General features: G+C 58.9%; 14 protein-coding genes. 10 read left to right on the top strand and 4 right to left on the bottom strand.

Annotation, left to right across the window (positions count from 1 at the left end; translation table 11 throughout):
• Window positions 1–16 precede the first annotated feature (16 nt).
• A complete protein-coding gene (locus HCH49_RS02050) occupies window positions 17–3,346 on the top strand; it encodes a diguanylate cyclase (protein WP_221702097.1) in 3,330 nt (1,109 codons plus the stop codon).
• On the opposite strand, the gene alkA is transcribed toward HCH49_RS02050, so the two are convergent.
• Window positions 3,311–4,183: a DNA-3-methyladenine glycosylase 2 gene (alkA, locus tag HCH49_RS02045; RefSeq protein ID WP_087823003.1), complete on the bottom strand. Its 873-nt coding sequence runs from the start codon at window positions 4,181–4,183 to the stop codon at window positions 3,311–3,313. The genes HCH49_RS02050 and alkA overlap by 36 nt on opposite strands.
• Before the next feature lie 255 nt (window positions 4,184–4,438).
• On the opposite strand from alkA, the gene yegD reads away from it, so the two are divergent.
• The 7 genes from yegD (at window position 4,439) to baeR (ending at window position 16,929) form a co-directional block, all read left to right on the top strand.
• Window positions 4,439–5,791: a molecular chaperone gene (gene yegD, locus HCH49_RS02040; RefSeq protein ID WP_087823004.1), complete on the top strand. Its 1,353-nt coding sequence runs from the start codon at window positions 4,439–4,441 to the stop codon at window positions 5,789–5,791.
• 200 nt (window positions 5,792–5,991) lie between these two features.
• Window positions 5,992–7,194 carry an MdtA/MuxA family multidrug efflux RND transporter periplasmic adaptor subunit gene (locus HCH49_RS02035; protein ID WP_221702096.1) on the top strand — a complete coding sequence of 401 codons (1,203 nt, stop codon included), beginning with the start codon at window positions 5,992–5,994 and terminating at the stop codon, window positions 7,192–7,194.
• Entirely contained in the window at window positions 7,194–10,316 is a 3,123-nt protein-coding gene (locus HCH49_RS02030; protein ID WP_221702094.1) for an MdtB/MuxB family multidrug efflux RND transporter permease subunit, read from the top strand. Before HCH49_RS02035 ends, HCH49_RS02030 begins: the two co-directional genes overlap by 1 nt.
• Window positions 10,317–13,394, top strand: coding sequence for a multidrug efflux RND transporter permease subunit MdtC (gene mdtC / locus HCH49_RS02025; RefSeq protein WP_047060484.1), 3,078 nt, complete (start codon window positions 10,317–10,319; stop codon window positions 13,392–13,394).
• Window positions 13,395–14,810 (top strand): MFS transporter, encoded by a 1,416-nt coding sequence (locus HCH49_RS02020; RefSeq protein WP_213729962.1) that lies wholly within the window; start codon window positions 13,395–13,397, stop codon window positions 14,808–14,810. It abuts the gene before it with no gap.
• On the top strand, window positions 14,807–16,210 hold the full coding sequence (baeS, locus tag HCH49_RS02015; RefSeq protein ID WP_023312417.1) for a two-component system sensor histidine kinase BaeS: 1,404 nt from the start codon (window positions 14,807–14,809) through the stop codon (window positions 16,208–16,210). The genes HCH49_RS02020 and baeS overlap by 4 nt, the downstream gene beginning before the upstream one ends.
• Window positions 16,207–16,929 (top strand): two-component system response regulator BaeR, encoded by a 723-nt coding sequence (baeR, locus tag HCH49_RS02010; protein ID WP_023312418.1) that lies wholly within the window; start codon window positions 16,207–16,209, stop codon window positions 16,927–16,929. The genes baeS and baeR overlap by 4 nt, the downstream gene beginning before the upstream one ends.
• A gap of 55 nt (window positions 16,930–16,984) precedes the next feature.
• Here baeR and HCH49_RS02005 read toward each other — a convergent pair whose 3' ends face one another.
• Window positions 16,985–17,986: a hypothetical protein gene (locus HCH49_RS02005; RefSeq protein WP_048976170.1), complete on the bottom strand. Its 1,002-nt coding sequence runs from the start codon at window positions 17,984–17,986 to the stop codon at window positions 16,985–16,987.
• A gap of 419 nt (window positions 17,987–18,405) precedes the next feature.
• Here HCH49_RS02005 and yegQ point away from each other — a divergent pair, with 419 nt between their 5' ends.
• Window positions 18,406–19,767 carry a tRNA 5-hydroxyuridine modification protein YegQ gene (yegQ, locus tag HCH49_RS02000; RefSeq protein ID WP_023312421.1) on the top strand — a complete coding sequence of 454 codons (1,362 nt, stop codon included), beginning with the start codon at window positions 18,406–18,408 and terminating at the stop codon, window positions 19,765–19,767.
• A 161-nt stretch (window positions 19,768–19,928) separates the two neighbouring features.
• Here yegQ and HCH49_RS01995 read toward each other — a convergent pair whose 3' ends face one another.
• On the bottom strand, window positions 19,929–20,429 hold the full coding sequence (locus HCH49_RS01995; RefSeq protein WP_221702092.1) for a DUF523 domain-containing protein: 501 nt from the start codon (window positions 20,427–20,429) through the stop codon (window positions 19,929–19,931).
• A 141-nt stretch (window positions 20,430–20,570) separates the two neighbouring features.
• Between HCH49_RS01995 and yegS the strand changes: the two genes are divergently transcribed.
• The gene (gene yegS, locus HCH49_RS01990; protein WP_033145995.1) at window positions 20,571–21,470 is read left to right on the top strand and encodes a lipid kinase YegS; all 900 of its coding nucleotides are present in this window, start codon (window positions 20,571–20,573) and stop codon (window positions 21,468–21,470) included.
• Between the two features lie 68 nt (window positions 21,471–21,538).
• Here the strand turns inward: yegS and fbaB are convergent, their stop codons facing one another.
• Complete coding sequence (fbaB, locus tag HCH49_RS01985) at window positions 21,539–22,591, bottom strand: class I fructose-bisphosphate aldolase (RefSeq protein WP_221702091.1); 1,053 nt, start codon at window positions 22,589–22,591, stop codon at window positions 21,539–21,541.
• Window positions 22,592–22,700 lie beyond the last annotated feature (109 nt).

Genomic DNA, 22,700 nt, shown 5'->3' with positions numbered 1-22,700 from the left:
TCTGGATAAAGCGGTAATGAATAAACAATACCAGCGGGTTTTGGTTACCACCCCACATCCTTTAATACGACTTGTCTGTCTGGGCCTGGTCACCTTTATCTTTACCTTATTTTCCCTGGAGCTTACCCGGTTCGGCACCCTGCTGGCCCCGCTCTGGTTCCCCACCGCCATTATGATGGTGGCGTTTTATCGCCATGCAGGAAAAATGTGGCCGGGAATTGCCCTGGCCTGTTCGTTCGGCAATATTCTGGCCACCTGGATGCTCTTTTCGTGGGGATCGATAAGCCTCGCCTACACCTCGATTAACGTGGTTGAAGCCTTTACCGGCGCGCTATTGCTGCGCAAATTGCTCCCGTGGTACAACCCGCTGCAGAATCTGAATGACTGGATCCGCGTGGCCATCGGCAGCGCAGTGATCCCGCCGCTGGTGGGCGGCTTGCTGGTGTCCCTGCTGGCTCCCGGCCCTGAACCCCTGCGTAATTTCTTCGTCTGGGTGTTGTCCGAAGCCATCGGCGCGCTGGCGGTGGTTCCGTTGGGGCTGTTGTTTAAACCGCATTATCTGCTGCGCCACCGTGACCCGAGACTGCTGCTGGAAACCCTGACCACGCTGGCCGTAACGCTGGCCCTCAGCTGGGCAGCCATCACCTGGCTGCCGTGGCCTTTCACCTGCGTTATCGTTTTGCTTATGTGGAGCGCCGTGCGCTTGCCGCGAATGGAAGCGTTCCTGGTGTTTCTGGTCACCGTGATGGTTGTGTCGCTGATGATTGCCCGAAATCCTGTGGCGCTCACAACCCAGCACGTCGGGGCGATGCTGAACGCCCCCTGGCTGCCGTTCCTGATGCTGCTCCTGCCTGCCAACGTGATGACCATGGTGATGTATGCCTTCCGCGCCGAGCGCAAACACATCACCGAAAGCGAGGAGCGTTTCCGCAATGCGATGGAGTATTCCGCCATCGGTATGGCGCTGGTCAGCATTGAGGGCAAATGGCTGCAGGCTAACAAGGCGCTATGCAATTTCCTCGGTTACAGCCAGACGGAGCTCCAGTCGCTGACCTTCCAGCAGCTCACCTGGCCGGAAGATCTGCACACCGACCTGGAACAGCTCGAACAGCTGGTCAACGGCGACATCAATACCTATACCCTTGAGAAGCGCTATTACACTCGCGACGGGGAAGTGGTCTGGGCGCTCCTTGCCGTCTCCGTCGTGCGCCATGCCGACGGCTCGCCGCTCTATTTTATCGCCCAGATTGAAGACATTAACGACCTGAAGCAGACCGAGTGGGTCAACAAACGCCTGATGGAGCGCATTACGCTGGCTAACGAAGCGGGCGGCATCGGCATCTGGGAGTGGGATCTGGAGCCAGACATTATCAGCTGGGACAAGCGGATGTTTGAGCTGTATGAAATCCCGCCGCACATCAAGCCTACCTGGCAGCTCTGGCATGACACGATGCTGCCGGAAGATCGTGCCCACGCTGAGCAGGTGCTGCGGGACTCGCTGATTTCCCGTCTGCCGTTTAAGCTGGAATTCCGCATCCGCGTGAAGGAAGGCGTGCGCCACATTCGCTCCCTGGCGAACCGGGTGCTCAATAAGCAGGGTGAAGTCGAACGGCTGCTCGGGATCAACATGGACATGACCGAGGTGAAGCAGCTCAACGAGGCCCTCTTCCAGGAAAAAGAGCGTCTGCACATCACCCTCGATTCTATCGGTGAAGCGGTGCTGTGCACCGATATCAACATGAACGTCACCTTCATGAACCCGGTAGCCGAGAAAATGAGCGGCTGGCTGCAGACCGAGGCTATCGGCCAGCCGATCCTCAAGGTGTTGCACATCACCTTTGGTGAAAAAGGGCCGCTGATGGAGAATATTCACAGCGGCGATATGTCCCGTTCCGATATCGATCAGGACGTGGTGCTGAACTGCCGGACCGGCGGGAATTTTGATATTCACTACAGCATTACGCCGCTCAGCACGCTGGATGGGCAGAATATTGGCTCGGTTATCGTGATTCAGGACGTGACCGAGTCGCGCAAAATGCTGCGTCAGCTGAGCTACAGCGCCTCCCACGATGCCCTGACCCATCTGGCAAACCGGGTCAGCTTCGAAAATCATCTTAAACGCCTCCTGCAGACCGTTCGCGAAACGCGCCAGCGTCATGCTCTGGTCTTTATCGATCTCGATCGCTTTAAAGCCGTCAACGATACGGCAGGCCATGCGGCGGGGGATGCCCTGCTGCGGGAGCTCTCCTCCCTGATGTTGACCATGCTCCGCTCCAGCGACGTGCTGGCGCGTCTGGGCGGAGATGAGTTCGGGTTACTGCTGCCGGACTGCAATATTGAAAGCGCGCGCTATATCGCCGGGCGCCTGATCCACACGATCAATGACTATCACTTTATGTGGGAAGGCCGCCTGCACCGGATCGGCGCCAGCGCAGGCATCACGCTGATTGATGAAAATAACCATCAGGCGTCGGAGGTGATGTCGCAGGCGGATATAGCCTGTTATGCCTCGAAAAACAGCGGGCGCGGCATGGTGACGGTTTACGAACCCCAGCAGGAGCGGGATCACAACACGCGCAGCATGATGTCGCTTGATGAACAGTGGCACATGATTAAAGACAATCACCTGATGATGATTGCCCGCAGCGTCGCCTCCCCGCGCATCCCGGAAAGCAGTAATTTCTGGCTGCTCTCGTTACGCCTGTGGACCAGCCAGGGCGAAGTCCAGGAAGAGCATGCCTTCCGCTCGGGTCTGGCCGAGCCTGAGCTTTTGCACGCCCTCGACAGGCGTATTTTTAATGAGTTTTTCCGCGCCTCTGCCGCACAGGTCGCCAGTAAAGGCATGGGGGTGGCGCTGCCGCTTTCTGAGGCCGGTTTAGCCAGCGTAACGCTGGTCGATGAGCTTCTCGACCTGCTGGATAAAAGCCCGATGCCGGGTCGTCTCCTGCATCTGGTTATCTCTGCCGACGTGGTGTGTAGCCCGGATAAAAACCTGCAGCGGAGTCTGCAAAAGCTTCGCCAGGCGGGTTGCCGCGTGATCTTCAGCCAGGTGGGCCGCGACATGAACGTCTTCACCCACCTGACCGCCAATATGGCCGACTATCTGATGCTGGACGCAGAGGTGGTAAGCAACGTGTATGGCAACCTGATGGATGAGATGATGGTGACCATTGTTCAGGGCCACGCCCAGCGTCTGGGGATGAAAACCATCGCGGGCCCGTGCAATCAGCCCATCATGATGGATACGCTCTCCGGCATCGGCATTGATTTCATCTATGGCGACACCATCGCCGAGCCGCAGCCGCTGGATCTACTGCTCAACACCAGCTATTTCGCCATCAACTGACGGCGTCCAGCCGTCGGTATACCAGATGTGCAGCAGCGCGTAAGAGCGCCACGGCTGCCAGCGTTCGGCATAACGCCGAATCTGCGCGGGCGTCATCCCGGCAAAGCGTTGCTTAATCAGATAATCATCAGGCAGAAAGACATCTTTCGCCTGCCAGCCGCGCAGGGCCAGGTAGTTTGCCGTCCAGCGCCCTATCCCCGGCCGCTGCTGTAGCGCCTTCATCCCGGCCTCAATATTCTCGGGTGGGAAAAGCGGAAACGTCCCGTCGATGACCGACTGCGCCAGGTGAATTAACGACTCCGCGCGTTTTACCGGCATGCCCAACGCTTTCATCGCCAGCGGGTCCGCTGCCGCCAGCGCGTCCGGCGTGGGGAAACAGAGATACCCCGGACAATCCGCGATCGGCTCACCGCACAGCGCCACCACGCGCGACGTCAGTTTCGCCGCCATCGCCACGCTCACCAGCTGCCCGAGGATCGCCCGGACACCCTGCTCGTACGCATCCATCGCCCCCGGCAAACGCAAGCCTGGCCGGGCAGCGCCGAGATCGCCCAGCGTATCCGCAATGTGCTGCGGGTTACAGGTGAGATCGAACAGGCGTTCGATGCGTTCAAGGCACGTCTGCGCAACCGGGATTAACCCCGGACTGAGCGTCACGTTCAGCGTATGGGTAGCGATATCCGGCGTCACGCGAAATATCCCCTGATACCCTTCGCAGGCAAAACTGCGCTCGTAGTAGTCGTGCGTGACGGTTTCAATGCCCGTCACCGCACGCGCGCCAAGAAAGCCAAACATCCACTGCCAGTCGTAAGGGGGTTGCCAGTTCAGGGTGTACATCGTTGCTCCTTTTTCATTCTTATACCCTAAATAATTCGAGTTGCAGGAAGGCGGCAAGAGAGCGAATCCCCAGGAGCATAGATAACTATGTGACTGGGGTGAGCGAGCGCAGCCAACACACCTGCAACTTGAAGTATGACGGGTATATCAGCATAAACGGAAAGACCTTGTATTGCCTTGCTTTCATATTCCTGTTGTCGCCATGCGGACATTTCGTTAAAGTCTCGCCCCTTCTCACTGGCATGGGGATTAATCGTGTTTATTGGATTCGACTACGGTACGGCAAACTGCTCGGTTGCGGTTATGCAAGACGGGCAGCCACAGCTTCTGAAAATGGAAAAAGAGAGCACGCTGCTGCCCTCAATGCTCTGCGCGCCGACGCGTGAAGCGGTAAGCGAATGGCTGTTCCGCCACCATCAGGTTCCGGCCACGGCGGCGGAGACCCAGGCGCTGCTGCGCCGGGCGGTCAGCTTTAACCGCGAGGAAGACATCGACGTTACGCCCTCCAGCGTGCAGTTCGGCCTCTCTTCGCTCGGGCACTACATTGAAGATCCTGAAGAAGTTTACTTCGTTAAGTCGCCAAAATCCTTCCTCGGCGCCAGCGGCCTGAAGCCGCAGCAGGTGGCGATGTTCGAAGACCTGGTGTGCGCGATGATGCTGCATATTCGCACTCAGGCGCAGACACAGGTCTCCGATGCGATTACCCAGGCGGTCATTGGCCGCCCGATCAACTTCCAGGGGCTGGGCGGCGATGAGGCCAACCAGCAGGCGCAGGGGATCCTTGAACGCGCGGCGCACCGGGCAGGCTTCCGCGACGTGGTGTTCCAGTACGAGCCGGTTGCCGCGGGGCTGGATTTTGAAGCCACGCTGACGGAAGAGAAGCGCGTATTAGTCGTGGATATCGGCGGCGGCACAACGGACTGCTCGCTGCTGCTGATGGGACCGCAGTGGCATAACCGTCGCGATCGCGAAAATAGCCTGCTCGGGCACAGCGGCTGCCGCGTAGGCGGTAACGATCTCGATATCGCGCTGGCATTCAAGAGCCTGATGCCGCTGCTCGGCATGGGCGGTCAGACGGAAAAAGGCATCGCCCTGCCGATCCTGCCGTGGTGGAACGCGATTGCCATTAACGACGTACCTGCGCAGAGTGATTTTTACAGCACCGCGAATGGCCGCTTCCTGAACGATCTGGTGCGCGACGCGCAGGACGCCGAAAAAGTTGCCCTGCTGTATAAAGTGTGGCGTCAGCGCCTGAGCTACCGCGTGGTGCGTACTGCCGAAGAGAGCAAAATTGCCCTTTCCGATCGTACCGAGCATGCGGTCTCCCTGCCGTTTATCAGCGACAATCTGGCCACCGCGATTTCGCAGGACGGGCTGGAGACGGCCCTCGCGCAGCCGCTACAGCGTATTCTGGAGCAGGTGCAGCTGGCGCTGGAGAACGGTAAAGAGAAGCCGGACGTTATCTACCTGACCGGGGGTAGCGCCCGTTCGCCGCTGATCAAGAAAGCACTGGCGGAACAGCTGCCGGGCATTCCGATTGCCGGTGGCGATGACTTTGGCTCCGTTACCGCTGGTCTGGCGCGCTGGGCGCAGGTGATGTTTAGCTAGCGTTGTTGCGGTGCGGTCTGGTGCCCTCTCCCACAGGGAGAGGGAGAAAACACCAAAAACGGCAACGGATGTTGCCGTTTTGCGTTTACCTCCATTCAGACCATTCCTGACAGTCTTCCATATTTCCTCCATTTTTCCGCTGTGTTAGCTGACTAAACTAGTATCATTCCCCGAAGTCTTCAGGATGAGAACGTACAACGATGAAAGGCAGTAACAAATCCCGCTGGGCAATCGCCGCTGGCATCATTGTGGTGGTCCTTGCCGCCGCCTGGTACTGGCACAGTCAATCCGCGAACACCGCAGCCCCCGCCGGTGCCAATAGTCAGGCACAGCGCCCGGCAGGCGGAGGGCGTCACGGCATGCGCGGCGGCGCGCTGGCGCCGGTACAGGCGGCGACGGCAGTGAATAAAGCCGTTCCTCGCTATCTAACGGGCCTTGGGACCATTACTGCCGCCAACACCGTGACGGTACGCAGCCGCGTCGACGGTCAGCTTCAGGCCATTCACTTCCAGGAAGGTCAGCAGGTCAAAGCGGGCGATCTGCTGGCGGAAATCGACCCGAGCCAGTTTAAGGTCGCCCTCGCCCAGGCGCAGGGGCAGCTCGCGAAGGACAAAGCCACGCTCGCTAACGCCCGTCGCGATTTAGCGCGCTACCAGCAGCTGGTGAAAACCAACCTCGTGTCTCGTCAGGAGCTGGACACCCAGCAGTCGCTGGTCAGCGAAACGCAGGGCACCATCAAAGCCGACGAGGCCGCCGTGGCCAGCGCACAGCTGCAGCTGGACTGGAGCCGCATCACCGCGCCGATTGACGGGCGCGTGGGCCTGAAGCAGGTCGATATCGGCAACCAGATCTCCAGCGGCGACACCACGGGCATCGTGGTGATCACCCAGACTCACCCGATTGATTTAGTCTTTACCCTACCGGAAAGCGACATTGCGACGGTGGTGCAGGCGCAAAAAGCCGGTAAAGGCCTGGTGGTGGAAGCCTGGGACCGCAGCAACAAGCAGAAACTGAGCGAAGGCTCCCTGCTCAGCCTGGATAATCAGATCGACACCACCACCGGCACCATCAAGCTGAAGGCGCGCTTTAACAACCAGGACGATGCCCTCTTCCCGAACCAGTTCGTCAACGCGCGCATGCTGGTCGCCACCGAAGAGAACGCGGTGGTGATCCCAACGGCTGCCCTGCAGATGGGTAACGAAGGTAACTTCGTCTGGGTACTTAACAGCGACAATAAGGTCAGCAAGCACCTGGTGAAAACCGGTATCCAGGACAGCCAGATGGTGGTCATCGCCGCCGGCCTTTCCGCAGGCGACCGCGTGGTCACAGACGGCATTGACCGTCTGACCGAAGGGGCTAAAGTGGAAGTGGTTGAACCTGCGAAACAGGGAGAGAAATCCTGATGCAGGTTATGCCCCCAGGCTCTACAGGCGGGCCGTCACGCCTGTTTATCCTCCGTCCTGTCGCCACCACGCTGCTGATGGTGGCGATCCTGCTCGCCGGGATTATCGGCTATCGCTTCCTGCCCGTGTCGGCGCTACCGGAGGTGGATTACCCAACGATTCAGGTTGTCACACTCTATCCCGGCGCCAGCCCGGACGTGGTGACGTCCGCCATTACCGCGCCGCTGGAGCGCCAGTTCGGCCAGATGTCCGGACTAAAACAGATGTCCTCCCAGAGTTCCGGCGGGGCATCCGTCGTGACGCTGCAGTTCCAGCTGACGCTGTCGCTGGACGTCGCCGAGCAGGAAGTACAGGCCGCCATCAACGCCGCCACCAACCTGCTGCCGTCCGACCTGCCCAACCCGCCGGTCTACAGCAAGGTGAACCCGGCTGATCCGCCGATCATGACGCTGGCCGTCACCTCCTCCGCCATGCCGATGACCCAGGTCGAAGACATGGTCGAAACGCGCGTGGCGCAGAAAATTTCTCAGGTCTCCGGCGTCGGCCTCGTCACCCTGGCGGGCGGCCAGCGCCCCGCCGTACGCGTGAAGCTTAACGCGCAGGCGATTGCCGCGCTGGGGCTGACCAGCGAAACCATCCGCACCGCCATCAGCAGCGCCAACGTTAACTCGGCAAAAGGCTCGCTGGACGGCCCTACCCGCGCCGTGACGCTCTCTGCCAACGATCAGATGCAGTCCGCCGATGAATACCGCCAGCTGATAATTGCTTACCAGAACGGCGCGCCGGTGCGTCTGGGCGACGTGGCGACCGTGGAACAAGGTGCTGAAAACAGCTGGCTCGGCGCCTGGGCCAACAGGCAGCAGGCGATCGTGATGAACGTGCAGCGCCAGCCGGGCGCTAACATCATCGAAACCGCCGACAGCATCCGCACCATGCTGCCGCAGCTGATCGAAAGCCTGCCGAAATCGGTCAGCGTGAAGGTGCTTTCCGACCGCACCACGAACATTCGCGCGTCGGTCACCGACACCCAGTTTGAGCTGATGCTGGCGATTGCGCTGGTCGTCATGATCATCTATCTGTTCCTGCGCAACGTTCCGGCCACCATTATTCCCGCCGTCGCCGTGCCGCTCTCGCTGGTCGGGACCTTTGCGGTGATGGTGTTCCTCGATTTTTCGATTAACAACCTGACGCTGATGGCGCTCACCATCGCCACCGGGTTCGTGGTGGACGACGCCATCGTCGTTATTGAGAACATTTCGCGCTATATCGAGAAAGGTGAAAAACCGCTGGCGGCCGCGCTGAAGGGCGCGGGCGAAATCGGCTTTACCATTATCTCGCTGACCTTCTCGCTGATTGCGGTGCTGATCCCGCTGCTGTTTATGGGCGATATCGTCGGGCGGCTGTTCCGCGAGTTTGCCGTGACGCTGGCGGTCGCCATTTTGATCTCCGCCGTGGTGTCGCTGACCCTGACGCCGATGATGTGCGCCCGCATGCTGAGCCACGAGTCCCTGCGCAAGCAAAACCGCTTCTCGCGCGCCTCCGAGCGCATGTTCGAGCGGATTATTGCCGCCTACGGTCGCCTGCTGGCGAAAGTCCTTAACCATCCGTGGGCCACGCTCGGCGTGGCGCTGGGAACCCTGGTGCTCAGCGTGATGCTGTGGATTTTCATTCCGAAAGGCTTCTTCCCGATTCAGGACAACGGCATTATTCAGGGCACGCTGCAGGCCCCGCAGTCGGTCTCCTTCGCCAGTATGGCCCAGCGCCAGCAGCAGGTGTCTGAAATCATCATGAAGGATCCGGCGGTTGAGAGCCTGACCTCCTACGTGGGCGTCGACGGCACCAACCCGTCGCTCAACAGCGCGCGTCTGCAGATCAACCTTAAGCCGCTGGATGAACGTGACGATCGCGTCAACGCCGTCATTGAGCGTCTGCAAAACGCCGTCGCGCGCGTGCCGGGCGTTGAGCTTTACCTGCAGCCGATTCAGGATTTGACCATTGATACCCAGGTCAGCCGCACGCAGTACCAGTTCACGCTGCAGGCCACCTCGCTGGACGCGCTCAGCACCTGGGTGCCGCAGCTGGTGAATAAGCTTAACACCCTGCCGCAGCTCGCCGACGTCAGCAGCGACTGGCAGGACAAAGGGCTGGCGGCATACGTGAACGTCAACCGCGATACCGCCAGCCGCCTGGGCATTACCATGTCGGATGTGGACAACGCCCTGTACAACGCCTTCGGTCAGCGCCTGATCTCCACCATCTACACCCAGGCGAACCAGTATCGCGTGGTGCTGGAGCACAACACGGAGAATACGCCCGGCCTGGCGGGGCTGGACTCGGTGCGCCTGACCAGCAAAGACGGCGGCATTGTGCCGCTGAGCGCTATCGCCACGGTGGAAGAACGCTATACCCCGCTGTCGATTAACCATCTGGATCAGTTCCCGTCCACCACCATTTCCTTCAACGTGCCGGACAATTATTCTCTCGGCGAAGCGGTGGAGGCCATTCAGGCTGCTGAAAAAGAGCTCAGCTTCCCGTCCGATATTCAGACCCAGTTCCAGGGCAGCACGCTGGCGTTTCAGGCCGCGCTGGGTAACACCATCTGGCTTATCGTCGCGGCGGTCGTGGCGATGTACATCGTGCTCGGCGTGCTATACGAAAGCTTTATCCACCCGATCACCATCCTCTCTACCCTGCCGACGGCGGGCGTGGGGGCGCTGCTGGCACTGATGCTGGCGGGCAGCGAGCTGGACGTCATTGCCATCATCGGCATTATCCTGCTTATCGGGATCGTGAAGAAAAACGCCATCATGATGATCGACTTTGCCCTGGCCGCCGAGCGCGAGCAGGGCATGTCGCCGCGCAACGCCATCTTCCAGGCCTGTCTGCTGCGTTTTCGTCCAATCCTGATGACGACGCTGGCCGCCCTGCTGGGCGCGCTGCCGCTGATGCTCAGCACCGGCGTCGGCGCGGAGCTGCGCCGTCCGCTGGGTATCGGCATGGTCGGCGGTCTGCTGGTAAGCCAGGTGCTAACGCTCTTCACTACGCCGGTTATCTACCTGCTGTTTGACCGCCTGGCGCTGTGGACCAAAAGCCGCTTCCCGAAACGTGAAGAGGAGGCATAAGTGAAGTTTTTCGCCCTCTTCATTTATCGCCCGGTGGCGACGATTTTAATCTCGCTCGCCATTACCCTCTGCGGCGTGCTGGGCTTCCGGCTGCTGCCGGTAGCGCCCCTGCCGCAGGTGGATTTCCCGGTGATCATGGTCAGCGCCTCGCTGCCGGGCGCGTCACCGGAAACCATGGCCTCGTCGGTTGCCACGCCGCTGGAGCGTTCCCTTGGGCGAATTGCCGGGGTCAACGAGATGACCTCCAGCAGCTCGCTGGGCAGCACGCGCATCATTCTGGAGTTCAGCTTCGACCGGGATATTAACGGTGCAGCGCGCGACGTGCAGGCGGCCATCAACGCCGCACAAAGCCTGCTGCCGAGCGGGATGCCGAGCCGCCCAACCTACCGCAAGGCCAACCCGTCCGATGCGCCGATCATGATCCTGACGCTGACCTCGGATACGTACTCGCAGGGGCAGCTTTACGACTTTGCGTCTACCCAGCTGGCGCAGACCATCTCACAAATTAACGGCGTCGGTGACGTGAGCGTCGGCGGGAGCTCCCTGCCCGCCGTGCGCGTGGGCCTAAACCCGCAGGCGCTGTTCAACCAGGGCGTGTCGCTGGATGACGTGCGCTCCGCCATCAGCACGGCCAACGTCCGCAAGCCGCAGGGGGCGATTGAGGACGGTAGCCACCGCTGGCAGATCCACACTAACGACGAGCTGAAAACCGCCGCGGAATATCAGCCGCTCATTATTCACTACAACAACGGCGCGGCGGTGCGCTTAAGCGACGTTGCCAGCGTCACCGACTCGGTGCAGGACGTGCGCAACGCCGGGATGACCAATGCAAAACCGGCCATTCTGCTGATGATCCGCAAGCTGCCGGAAGCGAATATTATTGAGACGGTGAACAGCATTCGCGCCCGTCTTCCGGACCTGCAGGAGACCATCCCGGCAGCAATCGATCTGCAAATTGCCCAGGATCGCTCCCCGACCATTCGCGCCTCGCTTGAAGAGGTGGAGCAAACGCTGATTATCTCCGTCGCGCTGGTGATCCTGGTGGTCTTCCTGTTCCTGCGATCCGGCCGCGCGACGCTTATTCCGGCGGTGGCCGTGCCGGTCTCGCTGATCGGTACCTTTGCCGCCATGTACCTGTGCGGGTTTAGCCTCAACAACCTGTCGCTGATGGCCCTGACGATAGCGACGGGCTTCGTGGTGGATGACGCCATCGTGGTGCTGGAAAACATTTCCCGCCACCTGGAAGCGGGCGTGAAGCCGCTGCAGGCCGCGCTGCAGGGCACACGCGAGGTGGGCTTTACGGTGCTCTCCATGAGCCTGTCGCTGGTGGCGGTATTCCTGCCGCTGCTGCTGATGGGCGGGCTGCCGGGCCGGCTGCTGCGCGAGTTTGCCGTCACCCTCTCCGTCGCCATCGGGATTTCGCTGGCGATCTCCTTAACGCTGACGCCGATGATGTGCGGCTGGATGCTCAAGCGCAGCAAGCCCCATTCGCAGCCGCGCCGCAAAGGCTTTGGGCGCTTACTGATGGCGATGCAGGAAGGCTACGGCAAATCGCTGAAGTGGGTGCTGAACCATACCCGGCTGGTCGGCCTGGTGCTTATCGCCACCATTGGGCTGAACGTCTGGATGTACATCACCATCCCGAAAACCTTCTTCCCGGAGCAGGACACCGGCGTGCTGATGGGGGGGATTCAGGCGGACCAGAGCATTTCGTTCCAGGCGATGCGCGGCAAGCTGCAGGACTTTATGAAGATCATTCGTGAAGACAAAGCCGTGGATAACGTCACCGGCTTTACCGGCGGGTCACGCGTTAACAGCGGGATGATGTTTATTACCCTGAAACCGCGCGGCGAGCGCAACGAAACCGCCCAGCAGGTGATTGACCGCCTGCGGGTGAAGCTCGCCAAAGAGCCGGGGGCAAACCTGTTTTTGATGGCCGTTCAGGATATCCGCGTCGGCGGCCGTCAGGCGAACGCCAGCTATCAGTACACGTTGCTCTCGGACGATTTAGCCGCCCTGCGCGAGTGGGAGCCGAAGATCCGCAAGGCGCTGGCCGCCCTGCCGGAGCTGGCGGACGTCAACTCCGATCAGCAGGACAACGGCGCCGAGATGGCCCTGACCTACGACCGCGAAACCATGTCACGTCTGGGCATTAACGTTGAAGCCGCCAACAGCCTGCTGAACAACGCCTTCGGCCAGCGCGAGATCTCCACCATCTACCAGCCGATGAACCAGTACAAGGTGGTGATGGAGGTTGATCCGCGCTACACCCAGGACATCAGCGCCCTGGACAAAATGTTTGTGATTAACAACGACGGCAAGGCGATTCCGCTCTCCTACTTTGCCAGCTGGCAGCCTGCCAACGCGCCGCTGTCGGTGAACCATCAGGGCCTTTCGGCGGCGTCGACCATCTCCTTTAACCTGCCCGCCGGTTCGTCGCTTTCAGAAGCCAGCGACGCAATCAACCGCGCGATGACGCAGCTTGGCGTGCCGTCCACCGTGCGCGGCAGCTTTGCCGGCACCGCGCAGGTGTTCCAGGAGACGATGAACTCGCAGGTGATTTTGATTCTGGCCGCCATCGCCACGGTCTATATTGTGCTGGGCGTGCTGTACGAGAGCTACGTTCACCCGCTGACCATTCTCTCGACGCTGCCGTCGGCGGGCGTTGGGGCGCTGCTGGCGCTGGAGCTGTTCGGCGCGCCGTTCAGCCTGATCGCGCTCATCGGGATCATGCTGTTGATCGGCATCGTGAAGAAAAACGCGATCATGATGGTGGATTTCGCCCTGGACGCCCAGCGCAACGGCAATCTGTCGCCGGAAGAGGCCATCTTCCAGGCCTGCCTGCTGCGTTTTCGTCCGATCATGATGACCACTCTGGCGGCGCTGTTTGGCGCGCTGCCGCTGGTTATTTCGGGCGGCGACGGCTCGGAGCTGCGCCAGCCGCTGGGGATCACCATCGTCGGCGGCCTGGTCATGAGCCAGCTGCTAACGCTCTACACCACGCCGGTGGTCTATCTGTTCTTTGACCGCCTGCGGCTGCGCTTCTCGCGTAAAAACAGAACCACGGTGACCGAGTAAATGACCGATCTTCCCGCTAACGTTCGCTGGCAGCTTTGGATAGTCGCTTTCGGCTTCTTTATGCAGTCGCTGGATACGACCATCGTCAACACCGCCCTCCCCTCCATGGCGAAAAGCCTGGGGGAGAGCCCGCTGCATATGCATATGGTGATTGTCTCCTACGTGCTGACGGTGGCCGTCATGCTGCCAGCCAGCGGCTGGCTGGCGGACAAAGTGGGCGTGCGGAATATCTTCTTTACCGCCATCGTGCTGTTTACCACCGGCTCGCTGTTTTGCGCCCAGGCCAACACCCTCGACCAGCTGGTGATGGCACGCGTGCTGCAGGGCGTCGGCGGGGCGATGATGGTGCCCGTCGGGCGGCTAACGGTGATGAAGATCGTGCCGCGCGAGCAGTACATGGCGGCGATGACCTTTGTGACGTTACCCGGTCAGGTGGGGCCGCTGCTGGGCCCGGCGCTCGGCGGCATTCTGGTGGAGTACGCCTCCTGGCACTGGATCTTCTTAATCAATCTTCCTGTTGGCATCATCGGCGCCATCGCCACCCTGATGCTGATGCCGAACTACAAAATGCAGACGCGGCGCTTTGATTTCTTCGGCTTTATCCTGCTGGCGGCGGGCATGGCCACGCTTACCCTGGCGCTCGACGGGCAAAAAGGGCTGGGGATTTCCCCCCTGACGCTCGGGCTCCTGATCGCGCTCGGCGTTACCGCCATACTGTGGTATCTGCGGCATGCCAGAGGTAACGATAAGGCGCTGTTCAGCCTGAACTTGTTTAAAAACCCCACCTATCGCCTTGGCCTGTTCGGCAGCTTCGCCGGGCGCGTCGGCAGCGGCATGCTGCCGTTTATGACGCCCGTTTTCCTGCAAATCGGAATGGGATTTTCGCCGTTCCACGCGGGCCTGATGATGATCCCGATGGTGCTCGGCAGCATGGGAATGAAGCGCATCGTGGTGCAGGTGGTGAACCGCTTTGGTTATCGTCACGTGCTGGTGACCGCCACGCTGGGGCTGGCGCTGGTGAGCCTGCTGTTTATGGCCGTGGCGCTGATGGGCTGGTACTACGTTCTGCCGCTGGTGCTGTTCTGCCAGGGGATCGTCAACTCCATGCGCTTCTCGTCGATGAATACCCTGACGCTGAAGGATCTGCCGGACGATCTGGCGAGCAGCGGCAATAGCCTGCTGTCGATGATCATGCAGCTCTCGATGAGCGTCGGGGTGACCATCGCGGGTTTACTGCTCGGCATGTACGGCCAGCACCATCTCAGCGTCGACACGCCGGTGGCGCATCAGGTCTTTTTGTATACCTATTTAAGCATGGCGGTCATCATCGCCCTGCCCGCTTTCATCTTCGCCAGAGTGCCGGATGATACCAGCAAGAACGTCGTGATTAGGCGCGGCAAAAGGAGTGGCTCATGAAATTCTGGCGTCCGGGCATTACCGGCAAGCTCTTCGTGGCGATATTTGCCACCTGTATCGTCCTGCTGATCACCATGCACTGGGCGGTGCGGATTAGCTTCGAGCGCGGTTTTATTGATTACATCAAGCATGGCAATGAACAGCGTTTACAGGGCTTAAGCGATGCGCTGAGTGAACAGTACGCCCAGCACGGCAACTGGCGTTTTCTGCGCAATAACGACCGCTTTATTTTCCAGATCCTGCGCTCGCTGGAGCACGATACCGGTGACGATCGCCCGGGGCCGGGCATGCCGCCGCACGGCTGGCGCACACAGTTTTGGGTGATTGACCAGGACATGCGCACGCTGGTGGGTCCGCGTGCGCCGATCCCGCCGGACGGCACCCGTCGTGCGATCAAAGTCAACAATGCGACTGTCGGCTGGGTTATCGCCTCTCCGGTGGAGCGCCTGACGCGCAATACCGACATCAACTTTGACCGCCAGCAGCGCCGGACAAGCTGGCTGATTGTCGCCCTCTCCACCCTGCTCGCCGCGCTCGCCACCTTCCCGCTGGCGCGCGGTCTGCTCGCCCCGGTGAAAAGACTGGTGGAAGGCACGCACAAGCTGGCCGCCGGGGATTTTACCACCCGCGTCGATACCCGCAGCCAGGACGAACTGGGCAAGCTGGCTCAGGATTTTAACCAGCTTGCCAGCACGCTGGAGAAGAACCAGCAGATGCGCCGCGACTTTATGGCCGATATTTCCCACGAGCTGCGCACGCCGCTGGCGGTGCTGCGCGGCGAGCTGGAGGCCATCCAGGACGGCGTGCGCCAGTTTACGCCTGAATCGGTGGCCTCTCTGCAGGCGGAGGTGGGCACGCTCACCAAGCTGGTGGACGATCTCCACCAGCTCTCCATGTCCGATGAAGGCGCGCTGGCCTACCAGAAGGCGCCGGTGGACGTGATTAACATTCTGGAAGTGATCAGCGGCGCCTTCCGCGAGCGGTTTGCCAGCCGCAACCTGAAAATCGATCTCTCCCTGCCGGACAGCGCGGTGGTGTTTGGCGACAAAGACCGGCTGATGCAGCTGTTCAATAACCTGCTGGAAAACAGCCTGCGCTACACCGACAGCGGCGGCGGGCTGCATATCTCCGGCAGGCAGGAAAACGGGCGCTTTGCCCTCACCTTCGCGGACTCCGCCCCCGGCGTGCAGGACGCGCAGCTGGAAAAACTGTTTGAACGTTTCTACCGTACCGAAGGCTCCCGTAACCGCGCCAGCGGCGGTTCCGGACTGGGGCTGGCGATTTGCGTTAACATCGTCGAGGCGCATAATGGCACGATCCGCGCCGCCCATTCGCCTTTTGGCGGGGTTAGCATTACAGTAGAGTTACCTCTGGAACGGGATTTATCGAGAGAAGTATGACCGAGTTACCGATTGACGAAAACACGCCGCGCATTTTGATTGTGGAAGACGAGCCGAAGCTTGGGCAGCTGCTGATCGACTATTTACGTGCGGCCAGCTACGCTCCATCGCTGATAAGCCACGGCGACCAGGTGCTGCCATACGTGCGCCAGACCCCGCCGGATCTGATCCTGCTGGATTTGATGCTGCCGGGCGTTGACGGTCTGACCCTGTGCCGGGAAATTCGTCGCTTCTCCGACGTGCCGATCGTCATGGTCACCGCCAAAATTGAAGAGATTGACCGCCTGCTGGGGCTCGAAATTGGTGCGGACGATTACATCTGCAAACCCTACAGCCCGCGTGAAGTGGTCGCCCGCGTGAAAACCATTCTTCGCCGCTGCAGGCCGCAGCGCGAGCTTCAGGTGCTCGATGCCGAAAGCCCGCTGATTGTCGACGAAAGCCGCTTCCAGGCGAGCTGGCGCAGCAAGCTGCTGGACCTGACGCCTGCGGAGTTCCGCCTGCTGAAAACCCTCTCCCACGAGCCGGGAAAAGTGTTCTCCCGCGAGCAGCTGCTGAACCACCTGTATGACGATTACCGCGTCGTGACCGACCGCACCATCGACAGCCACATCAAAAACCTGCGCCGCAAGCTGGAGGCGCTGGACGCCGAGCAGTCGTTTATCCGCGCGGTGTATGGCGTAGGGTATCGCTGGGAAGCGGATGCGTGCAGGATAATGTGAGAATATTGCCCCGCAGCACTGCGGGGCAGAGACTCCAGACATTAAAACTGTGGCCTTACCAGGAACGAAAAGGTGTAGCATAAGCAAAAAGTCGCGCTAATACATCGCGACGCTCGGTGCCAGTTATCATCGCCAGGAAAGCGAAGCTAATAACGTTCAAATCTTGCTGAGAAGGATGTTTATGCATTTTCTTCAAAATAGCATTAACCTTTTTATCATCAAAAAAACTCCAGATAGCCAAAAGTGCCCATCGTTTCCCGGCGGATAAATTTATTATATCGTCTGAAGTATCCCAGTCCGGTGGTAATTCATTAATATTGCTTACACTGTTAATACCGGCAGCAGGGATAATGAAATAATCTGAAAACATATGGACGGCATCTTTCCATGCCTGCAAGAACATAGGTTCATGGATATCATTCATCGCCTTCTCATTTGCATACTGTGCAGCTAAATTAGCATTACAGGCGTAGACCCGTGGCTCGTAGTCACTATAAACATCCGGGACTATCCAACCTGAAGAATGACGCACTGCGTCACAGGATGTGAAGGTGGGCAGTAGAGCAATAAATTGTGGTAATATATTTTGTACTGAACGAGGAAAAAAACGCTTTGCTAACTGAAAGCCCGCATGATTTTCCAGTAATAAGGTTTCAATATCCTCTGAATTATAAATCTGGTACAAAATCCCTTTTTTAGCTTTCAGTCGCTCCAGTTTTTGCTCAAGTCCGGACGATGCAATGGTGGAATAAAATCCAACAAACTCATCACATTCAAATTCAGCAAGTCTGTCCTGAATGTCCTCTTCATCACTGCGACCAACGGACTTTTTAGAAGGAGCGTAGTGTTTGCAGCTAACAAGTTTGGCAATTCGACATCCGGCAATATCAAACTCAACCCGTATATCTATGCCACCATCCGCCCCCCGGCTTGGGCCTTTAGTTACAATCCCTCCCAAAATTTTTTCCATGAATATTTTTGCGAACTTCTCAAATTGGTCGCTATCTGCAGTATCTGCGCTTGCAGAAGCAAGTTCACAGAAATCCAGCCTCGCCATACTCTTCCCCTGACAAATGGTAACGGTTCATAAACAGATTCCGTCTTTTTCTCTTCATTAATCAAGCTACGTATTCAGATAGGTTCCTGAACAGACGACTTGATGACGCTCAAAAGTTATACACGATCTCAATATCAGTTAGTTTTCCTGTATCTGGTTGATTCGAATTAAGCAAAAGCAATGACGTTCAGTCCACGCTTGTACTGAAAGCGGGAAACGGCATTGCCTCGGTCTTTCAAGCCAGATGGTAAAGACAATACCTAAAAATATGCGTACACGCCGGATGGGCGGTGATACGACTCGACGCTTTACCTCCCTGCCCCGCGGCGCTACAATGCCCGCCCTTAAAGTGGGGGATCTCCCCTTACCGCTGCACCTGGTGCACGCGGATCTGACCTGTCATCAGAACGAGAACAAACATGTTTAAACCGGAACTCCTTTCCCCGGCGGGAACGCTGCAAAATATGCGTTACGCTTTCGCCTATGGTGCCGACGCCGTTTATGCGGGCCAGCCGCGCTACTCGCTGCGCGTGCGCAACAACGAATTCAACCACGAGAACCTGCAGCTCGGCATCAACGAAGCGCATGCCCTGGGCAAAAAATTCTACGTGGTCGTGAACATCGCGCCGCACAACGCCAAGCTGAAAACGTTCATCCGCGACCTGAAGCCGGTGGTGGATATGGGGCCGGACGCGCTGATCATGTCGGACCCGGGTTTAATCATGCTGGTTCGGGAGAATTTCCCGGAGATGGATATTCACCTCTCCGTCCAGGCTAACGCCGTCAACTGGGCAACGGTGAAATTCTGGAAGCAGATGGGGCTGACCCGCGTCATCCTGTCCCGCGAACTTTCTTTGGAAGAGATCGAAGAGATCCGCACCCAGGTGCCGGATATGGAAATCGAAATCTTCGTTCACGGCGCGCTTTGCATGGCCTACTCCGGCCGCTGCCTGCTCTCCGGCTATATCAACAAGCGCGACCCGAACCAGGGCACCTGCACCAACGCCTGCCGCTGGGAATATAACGTCCAGGAAGGCAAAGAGGATGACGTCGGTAATATCGTGCACAAGCACGAGCCTATTCCGGTAACCAACGTTGAGCCGACGCTGGGCATCGGCGCGCCAACCGACAGCGTGTTTATGATTGAAGAAGCCAAACGTCCGGGCGAGTACATGACCGCCTTTGAAGACGAGCACGGCACCTACATCATGAACTCGAAAGATCTGCGCGCCATCGCCCACGTCGAGCGTCTGACCCAGATGGGCGTGCACTCTCTGAAGATCGAAGGCCGCACCAAATCCTATTACTACTGCGCGCGTACCGCACAGGTGTACCGCAAAGCCATCGACGACGCGGCGGCAGGTAAACCGTTCGATACCAGCCTGCTGGAAACCCTGGAAGGCCTGGCGCACCGCGGCTATACCGAGGGCTTCCTGCGTCGTCATACTCACGATGACTACCAGAACTACGAGCACGGCTACTCCGTTTCCGAGCGCCAGCAGTTTGTCGGTGACTTTACCGGCGAGCGCAAAGGCGCGCTGGCGGCCGTCGCGGTGAAAAACAAATTCACCAAAGGCGACAGCCTGGAGCTGATGACCCCGCAGGGCAACATGAACTTTACGCTGGAGCATCTGGAAAACGGCAAAGGCGAGGCGATTGACGTGGCGCCGGGCGACGGGCATACCGTCTGGCTGCCGGTTCCGGAAGAGGTGGAGCTGAAGTTTGCGCTGCTGATGCGTAACTTCAACGGTGAAAGCACCCGAAACCCACACGGCAAATAGTTAATCAGGTAAATTTTTTCGCGCTGGGATAATTCTTAGAATCGGATCACATACCGCTTCGTTCAATACGGGTATTATCCCCCCGCTGAAAAACATAACCCATAAATGCTAGCTGTACCAGGAACCACCTCCTTAGCCTGCGTAATCTCCCTTACGCGGGCTTATTTTTTGCCTTCTCTCTCCTCAATCCAGGCAATAAGCTCGTCGATTTGCCCCTCAGAGAATACGGCTATCCCATGCTCCGCGAGCAACGATGCAGCCACACCCCTCCCCGCTTTATGGATCCCGCGAAAAGATCCGTCATAAATAAACTGACTGCCGCACGTGGGGCTGCCATCGGTTAATAGCGCTGCGCTACACCCCGACACCTGAGCAGCGCGTAGCGCGAGCCAGGCTGCAAGCTGATACTGCTCAGTCACATCCTGCCCTGTATTTTCAGTAATTCTGGCTTGCCCGTGCATTACGTCTTTGCCATCAGCGGACATAATCTCTGCCGGAGGACGAGGTACAGGCATCCCGGCCGCAAGTTCAGGGCAGTGGATAACCAGACGTTGTTCCTGCTGCCAGCGAGCGAGCAGCTCGTTCATTCGCGCTTTTTCACTTCCGTTATAACGAACCTTAAAGCCCATAAGGCACGCGCTTACCAAAATTTTATTCATCATCACTTTCCTGTGATTACGTTACTACCATCGCTGGAGTGTAACGCGCTTTCGGGCATATTTTGTTCCTTTCATCCTGTTCTTACCCGCTTTTTTCCTCTCTGCTATACACTCTTACTAACGCTAAAAAAGGGAGCAGCGCGGATGGCAACCTATCCAGACAGTTTATTGATTCTCAATGGCAAAAGCGCGGGCAACGATCTGTTGCGTCAGGCAATTCAGGGTTTGCGTGACGATGGCGCGCGCATTCACGTCAGGGTGACGTGGGAAAAAGGCGACGCGGCACGCTATATCAATGAAGCCCTCGGGCTTGGCGTCAGCACCATCATTTCCGGCGGCGGCGATGGCACCATCAATGAGATTGCGTCAGCGCTTATCGACCTGCCCCCGGCAAACCGGCCGGTGATGGGTATTTTACCGCTCGGCACCGCCAATGATTTTGCCACCAGCGCCGGGATCCCGGAAGAGCTGGAGAAAGCGCTCCAGCTGGCGATCCTCGGCAAGGCCACCGCTGTGGATATTGCGCAGGTGAATGATAAAACCTGCTTTATCAATATGGCGACGGGCGGGTTTGGCACGCGCATCACCAGCGAAACGCCGGAAAAGCTGAAGGCGGCGCTGGGCGGCGTGTCATACCTGATCCACGGCCTGATGCGCATGGACACCCTCAAGCCTGACCGCTGCGAAATTCGCGGCGAGGATTTTCAGTGGCAGGGTGATGCGCTGGTGATTGGGATTGGCAACGGGCGTCAGGCGGGCGGCGGACAGCAGCTCTGCCCGGAGGCGCTGATTAATGACGGTCAGCTCCAGCTGCGTATTTTCACGGGCGACGGCCTGCTGCCCGCGCTGTTTACCACGCTGACGCAGCCGGAAGAGAGTCCAAATATCATCGCCGGGAAATCGGCGTGGTTTGAAGTGAATGCGCCGCACGGGATGACCTTTAACCTCGACGGAGAGCCGCTGAGCGGAACGCAGTTCCGCATTGAGGTGTTGCCCGGCGCGCTGCAGTGCCGGCTACCGCCGGACTGCGTGCTTTTGCGCTGATGTATCACACGGTGAGCAATGATGCCCTCACCCAACCCTCTCCCACCGGGGAGAGGGAGATGGAGCCGTCAGGCAATCGTGACTTTGCTGTCCAGATAGACGTCCTGAACCGCATTGAGCAGCTTCACGCCGTCGGCCATCGATTTCTTAAACGCCTTGCGGCCAAGGATCAGGCCCATGCCGCCCGCGCGTTTGTTGATCACCGCCGTACGCACCGCGTCTGACAGGTCGGTATCACCGCCCGCCGCGCCGCCGGAGTTGATCAGCCCCGCACGGCCCATGTAGCAGTTCGCCAGCTGGTAGCGCACCAGGTCGATCGGGTTATCGCTGGTCAGCTTGCTGTAGACGCGATCGTCGGTGTAGCCAAAGTTCACCGCTTTGTAGCCGCCGTTATTCTCGGCCATTTTCTGCTTCACGATATCCGCGCCGATGGTCGCCGCCAGGTGGTTCGCCTGCCCGGTCAGGTCGGCGGATACATGGTAATCCACGCCGTCTTTCTTGAACGCGCTGTTGCGCAGATATGCCCACAGCACGGTGACCATGCCCAGCTCGTGCGCGCGCTCAAACGCCGCGGAGATCTCTTCAATCTGACGACGGGACTGTTCGGAGCCGAAGTAAATCGTCGCCCCTACCGCCACCGCGCCCATGTTGAACGCCTGCTCGACGCTCGCGTAGAGGGTCTGGTCATATTCGGTTGGGTAGCTAAGAGTTTCGTTATGGTTCAGCTTCACAAGGAACGGAATGCGGTGGGCATAGCGACGCGAAACCGAGGCCAGCACGCCGTAGGTGGACGCCACGCAGTTACAGCCCGCTTCAATCGCCAGCTCAACAATGTTCTTCGGATCGAAGTAGAGCGGGTTCGCCGCAAAAGAGGCGCCCGCAGAGTGTTCCACGCCCTGGTCCACCGGCAGAATAGAGAGATACCCGGTGCCGCCGAGCCGCCCGGTGTTGTAAAGCGTCTGCATATTTCGCAGGACCGCAGGCGGACGGTTGTTATCGATCATCACGCGGTCAACGTAGTCGTGACCAGGCAGATACAGCTGATCGGCTGGAATGGTCATACAACGATGCTGTAAAAGGCTGTCGGCGTCTTTGCCAAGCAACTGCGCAATATCAGTCATGTGATACTCCCGTAAGTCCGACGTCGTGTCGGTGTGTGTTTATCCAGTCCCATCTTTTATGGGCAGACTAAGCCTGGTACCGACTTAACAGATTTTCCACTCTTTGCTT

Origin of the sequence: Enterobacter sp. Y17, assembly GCF_019730495.1 — a bacterium.
Classification (GTDB): domain Bacteria; phylum Pseudomonadota; class Gammaproteobacteria; order Enterobacterales; family Enterobacteriaceae; genus Enterobacter; species Enterobacter asburiae_B.
This window is presented reverse-complemented; position numbering and strand designations above follow the sequence as displayed.